The organism is Microcystis sp. T1-4, assembly GCF_000297435.1.
GTDB lineage: Bacteria > Cyanobacteriota > Cyanobacteriia > Cyanobacteriales > Microcystaceae > Microcystis.
In genome coordinates this window covers 1-6,109 of sequence record NZ_CAIP01000052.1, presented here as the reverse complement: position 1 = coordinate 6,109, position 6,109 = coordinate 1, and the positions used below count along the sequence as shown (strand labels likewise).

Genomic DNA, 6,109 nt, shown 5'->3' with positions numbered 1-6,109 from the left:
CTCTTTTCCTGAGTAATGAGAAAAATACCTCTCTTCCTGAGATCGAGGACATCAATTCGCCAAGTATTAATATCGGCGATAAAATCTTCTCTTGACCTCACTTCCCCTTGGATTCTTGCGGCTGCTTTACTTGATAAAATCAGAAGATGGGCGTTCGCATGACATGGCTTGAACCCCGTTAAAAACCCTATTACGATAAAAATTGTTCACACCTAGTTAAGGCCGCCTAATGGAGCTAGGTGGAACTCATTTATCCGTACACACTATACTCAAAAGAAGAAAAAATGATGAAAACCTTCATTCAAGTAGCTTCTTCTCTGTTCGTTAGTGCGATCGTTTCTTCGGGTCAACTGGATCTGATGATAGTAGGAACAGCGCTCGCGACCGCCACTTCTACCTCTGCGATCATTGTTACTAAAGAAAAAAAGAAAATCAAGACTCTGATTGAAGGAAGTCTGACTAACTCCCAAACTATGATTAAGGGGATCGAAAAAATCGAAAAAGAGGTTAAAGCTGTCACACACACAACAGAAAAAGTGGCTAAAGAAGTCAGAACCCTGAAAACCAATAGCCGTTTACTGGTAGGCGCAACCCAAAAAGTTCAACATCAACAAAAGCTAACGACTGCAACTCTAAATCAGCAACAACAACAGTTAAATCAACTTACTCCCCAAGAGAAGCCAACCCCAGAGATAGAAACTGAGAAGCGAGTCATTCCCCTACCCCAAAAAAGACAGACGGTGACTCACATCTACATCGATGGTAACAATTTCAGCAAAACGACCGAAACACTAGGCTTAGAAATTGACTGGAAAGCCTTAAAAATTGCTCTGGTGGAACCAGCAAAACAGACAGATACTTTTACTTTAAAGTATTATACTGGACTCCATGAGCATCTTTCTCCGAATCAAAAACAATGGCTTCATCACTTAAAACAACTTAACTACGAGGTAATCACCTTCCCTTTATCACAACGGGAAAACGGATGGAAAACTCTTGGCGATGATTTAGCGATGGGGTTGGATTTAATAGAGGCGGTTAAACCAGGTGATCGCATTATCTTAGTCACTGGTGATGGAGATTTCATTCCCTTGATTGAGAGACTACAAGCACGCAACGTTGATGTCAATGTGGTTGGTGCTTCTGTAAACACTAATTCTCGCTTACAAGCATTACTAAAACAGGACTTTATCCCCCTAGAATCTATCAGTGACCAGATTGTTAAACTTAAGAGACTAACCGCTTAAAAGTCACATCTTCCACCGCTTCTAAAGCTGGTCTTGAAATTAGTCTTGTCCCCGCCTTTGCGGGGATTCAAGGGTTAAATCAATTGTTGACAAATTTCATCTCGTAATTCGCTATAGAGATAATAGGGAGTGTTTTTATCCCAACCGACATAAGGAGATGATTTTTGTCCAAGTAACTGATAAGTGTGGACAGCAATATTGAGAACTTCCCCTAAAATATTGTTAGGATGACAAGCTTTATGGGGATTAGGTTTATATTTATCTTTGTCGTCAGTCCAATTTCGTTTGTCTTCTTGCAATTGATCAATCATAGTTTGTACTGATACTCCTCTGCCACGATGAATGAGCGTATTTCGATTATCAAACCAATAATCTAATTTTACCAAAGAGGCTAGAATCTGTTGCCATAATTCAAGGCGATCTCGCGTAGCGAGCGCTTTGCGTTCAGGATGATCAATTTCTATTAAGGTTTGAACAAAATTTCTCTTACTATAACGATTTCCTAATTTGTAGAAATCCCTCCTTTCAAAATCCTGTTCTAATTCCTGAAACTTATTATAAAATTCTTGAGATGCTTTGTTTCTGGCAAATGCCCAATCTTGATTTTGATTATTATTTCTCAAGTATTTTTGTCCGCGTAAGCCCATAATTAATTCATTTAAAGTGACTTCATAAAAAGAACTTAATCGGATTAGAAAGTTAGCGATTTCATCTAGTTCCCAATAAATCCGACATTGAGTATAAAGATTTAACCAAAAGTTATGCTCCATTTTATCATTATCTCTCACGGCATTTTTATCAAGGTTAAAACAGCTAACGGCAAAATCAAGTCTTGTGAGAATTTCTGTTAACTTTTCTTGCTCTTTTTGGGTGTCACTGGCTATTGCAGAAACTTGTTTTGCTAAATAAATCAAAGTTTCTTGCCAATCTTTAACAATCACTCTTGCTCCGTCAAAATCCCATCTTTTTTGTAACAGTAACTTAACGGTTTGATATTTTTGATTCCGTTGATAAAGCCAATAAGAAGTTAGTTGACATTCAGAGTTTTTGCCCTCTAAAAGTTGATTAAGGTCTAAAATGGGGTCAATGAACAGAATATTTTTAAAATCACTGGCAATTGCTTGAATTTTGAGTGCAGTTTTTTGGTGCAATGTTCCCCCTTTAACATTGACTAAAATAGTTGATTCTTGGGATAAATTTTCTTCTAAATAAATCTCATTCAACTGATTATAGTAGTATTCAAGAACTAAATCTTCAAGGTTAGGATTTTGCGGATCTAAATTAAGTTGTAGCTCTTTTTGAATTAATTCAAAATCAGGATATTCCTGTTGTACCCACTGTTGAATAATCTGGAACAAATAAATGGTATCTTGAGGGTGTGAAGTCGGTTGATTGGTGACGAAAATATAGGCTTTAGATGCTCCCATTGCTACTGCTTTTTGGATTACACTTCCAATTCGAGTTGGTCGAATAAGAGAATGCCATTTAGGGGACTCTTTTTGATAGCTTGATTGTAGAGCTTTGGTTAATTCACGAACTGGTTGTTTTTGGTTAGGCAATCCTAAATCTTGGTAAACTTGACTATTAGGAACATAGTTAAAACCTTGATACATATTGTCCCAAATAGTTCGACGATCATTATCTAAGTCTTTAAGTTTTTTATTTAGATTAGATTCATTCGAGAGAAAATCAATAGGAAGATAATAATTCTTGCTATCTACTGTTACTTTAATAGATAAGTCAGAAGTCCCAAGGTTCGCAAGAAGAATAGTCATATTTATTAACTGTAAATTAATGGCTAATGACGACGTTACCCTAAATTAAAGCTTATGAGAGTGTATTTGGTGCGAACACCGATATCTTCTCTGGGTTGAGTTAAGAAACTCCATATTGAAAAATTTCAGCAAGGGGTGGGAGTTCGCATGAAATGGTCATTATTTCTCGTTAGGGATTATTAAGCTTAATTCAGGACATTAGCCCACCGTCTATTATATCAGGGCAAGCCCATCTTAACAATCCTTGACAAAAGGGACTTTGTGGGGGTTGCTTACCCACGATTCAGGCATATTTGAGGAGAATTTGCCATCTCAATTGTTAAGCAAAAATCGACCCATTTGGTCAATTTGGTAACTATTCTGATTGGCTGGTATCGGCTGAAAGCCCATGCGGATCACAAAATTGACCAATTGTCAATAGCTTTTGAGATGCTCTCACCCTGTACATAAGACAATTCCAGACATCTTAAACATTATTCTCAATCATCCTTTATTGCAATTGAGGAGAGACTATAAAGAACAGTTTATTAACACCGATCAATACTATATCTATTCTGCGGTTAAAACACAGGTGATTGCTATTTTACTGAGCGATCTTAAATGGCTAGAAAATGTACGGCGATAGAACGTACTTATATGATAGGATTGACTCAGATAGATATACTTTAATTCTTTATTCTTCTGCTGTGGAGGTTTAGATGAGTCCAGAACGAGTCACAGATTCAACCAGAATATGGGAGCATCTCATTTATGCAAGCGAGTAATTATACTTGTCGCTAAAACTTGCTTCTGGTAAGGCTTTCAAAATAGCTTGACATAAAGCTTAATTTAGGAGTTACAGATGCTCTCTAGAATATCAACTTCCTGAATCAGAAAAGGGAGCGATTGGACAAACTGAACTTACCTATAGTAACGAATCAATCAATTCTTTGACTCAAATTGAACAATTACACCGTTATTTTACGGCCTTTCAAACTAATGATGAAAAAGCTTGTAATTTGTCACTTTTTGATTGGACTTCCTGCAAGCGGTAAATCAACGTTTGCTCAAGTTTTGGCAGAAGAAATTAATGCTGTCGTGGTTTCAACCGATGAAATTCGGGCGCAACTTTATGGAGATGCTGCAAATCAAGGAATTTGGGCGGATATTGAGGTAGAAGTCTTAGATCAAATTAAAACCGCCGTTGAAAAAGATCAACCTGTCATTTATGATGCCACTAATGTCATGCGCCCGTGGCGACTTGATTTTCTGTATAAAACGGTTAATTTATTTAATATTCAATGGATAGGATGGCATCTACAGACTTCTGTGGAAAAATGTAAACAAAGAAATCAACAACGTGATCGCCAAGTTCCTGACGAAGTGATTGATAAGATGAACGCTAATTTACAAGAAAATCCCCCAGAGTCTAACGAAGGACTGTTAAAAATCTATCCTGTTCCTGTTAAAGACAATAACTTTGATCTTGACGAAATTTGTACAATTCTCACAGGATTCAAGCGTCTTTTAGCTAACATAGCTAACTTGAATAAGAATAAAGTTTTTCACCCATATTCTCGTTTATTAGACTTTGAACGATTAATGCACTTAATGTCCGTCATTATTAACTACCCAGGGATTGGGAATTTAGCGGAAACTGAACCAGAAAACCTGAAAGAAATTTTAGAAGTCGAAGAATTACCTCAGTTTAGCACTTCAATTGAGGAAATTTGTGCAGTAATTACTAAAAAGTATCATGCTATTTATGCCCATCCTAAAGCAATAGAAAAAGACTTATATTGGTTAGAAAAAAATGGGATTTTAGCCAGAGGAGATATAGCGGCTAATTTAATTGAGATAGAGTCGATTGATTATCCTTATTTAATTAGTCATCGTTACAATGATTTAGAAAAATTTCAACGGTTAATAAAAACGATTCGTTTTATTGTTCATCATCCTTTTTTATGCGAAGAAAATAGCAAACCTTCGGTGACAACAGAAACAGGTTTTAGGCAAACTAGCATTGTTAAAGCGATGTATAACTATGGCTTATTTTCTGGCAAGATTGATATTGAGAATGAATATCAAAGAAGTCCTCTAGAAAATAACTTTCGAGAAGATATTTGTCATTGTATTAAACCTTATCAACTTTTACCTAATTTTGCTATGAAGAAAGGCTACTTTGCAGGAACAGGTATTTTATCTCAATATGAGTTAAATAAGCTCTATCAATCTCTCCGATCCCATTCAGTAGAGAAATATTTTAAAGATCCTCTTGCTGCCGAAATTTATGATATATTTGAACAACGATTAGTGAATTCCAAACTTTTAGAAGAAGAAGCTCCTTATTCTACTCGCTTAATTGGCACAAAATCCATTGTTGATGTGGAGAAATATCAACAACAATTTGAACAGTTAGAAGAAGCGATAAAAAAAGGAGAGCTTTTGAAATTTAGTCATATTCAAGGAAGTGCTAAATGGCCAAAAGATCAACCACACTTTACCGCTTATCCTTTACAAATTGTTTTTCATAATATTGCATGGTATTTAGGGTATGAAATAGGTGAAGGAGACAAAAAAGGTTTATTTGCTTTCGCAAGAATTGATAGAATCCGATTTCAACAAGTAAATACTCAGAGAGATATAAATGAGCAAAAGAAAGCGTTAGATAAGCTCCATAAACTTTATGATGCAAGTGCAGGAATTTATTTAGGCGATGATGTTGCAAAACAGCGTCAGTATTTAGATTCCCAACAAGGAAAGAAATTAAATGTTACTGTCATTCTCTACGCCACAGAACTTGCGTTTAAATTTATTTGTGAAGGAAATCAAAGATTTCAGAAAATAGAAATGTCTTTACCTGATTGGTTAAAAGGAACGAGTTATGAACGCAAAGCGCTCGCTACGCGAGATCGTGGAATTTTTAAGTTAGACCAAAATATTCCTCCCTATCAATATACTATTAAAGTTACTGTACCCGAATGGTCTTTAATGGACATTGATCTCATTCGTTGGATTTCGGGTTGGGGAAAAGAAGTTAAGGTGATTGAACCTCAATCATTAGTTGACAGAATTTATAGTATTGGAGAGGGAATTACTAATATTTAT

3 protein-coding genes are annotated in these 6,109 nt (G+C 35.9%); 2 read left to right on the top strand and 1 reads right to left on the bottom strand.

Annotated elements, in window-relative coordinates; genetic code table 11:
* Window positions 1-284 precede the first annotated feature (284 nt).
* Complete coding sequence (locus MICAI_RS02945; protein WP_039899523.1) at window positions 285-1,247, top strand: NYN domain-containing protein; 963 nt, start codon at window positions 285-287, stop codon at window positions 1,245-1,247.
* A gap of 74 nt (window positions 1,248-1,321) precedes the next feature.
* Here MICAI_RS02945 and MICAI_RS02940 read toward each other — a convergent pair whose 3' ends face one another.
* Complete coding sequence (locus tag MICAI_RS02940) at window positions 1,322-3,022, bottom strand: hypothetical protein (RefSeq protein ID WP_008197492.1); 1,701 nt, start codon at window positions 3,020-3,022, stop codon at window positions 1,322-1,324.
* Window positions 3,023-4,000: 978 nt separating this feature from the next.
* On the opposite strand from MICAI_RS02940, the gene MICAI_RS02935 reads away from it, so the two are divergent.
* A partial coding sequence (locus MICAI_RS02935) for a WYL domain-containing protein (protein WP_157221715.1) occupies window positions 4,001-6,109 on the top strand: 2,109 nt, incomplete at its 3' end.

Excerpts from the sequence above, each read along its gene's own strand:
- MICAI_RS02945 (WP_039899523.1), top strand. The coding sequence starts at position 285 with ATGATGAAAACCTTCATTCAAGTAGCTTCTTCTCTGTTCGTTAGTGCG.
- MICAI_RS02940 (WP_008197492.1), bottom strand. The coding sequence starts at position 3,022 with ATGACTATTCTTCTTGCGAACCTTGGGACTTCTGACTTATCTATTAAA.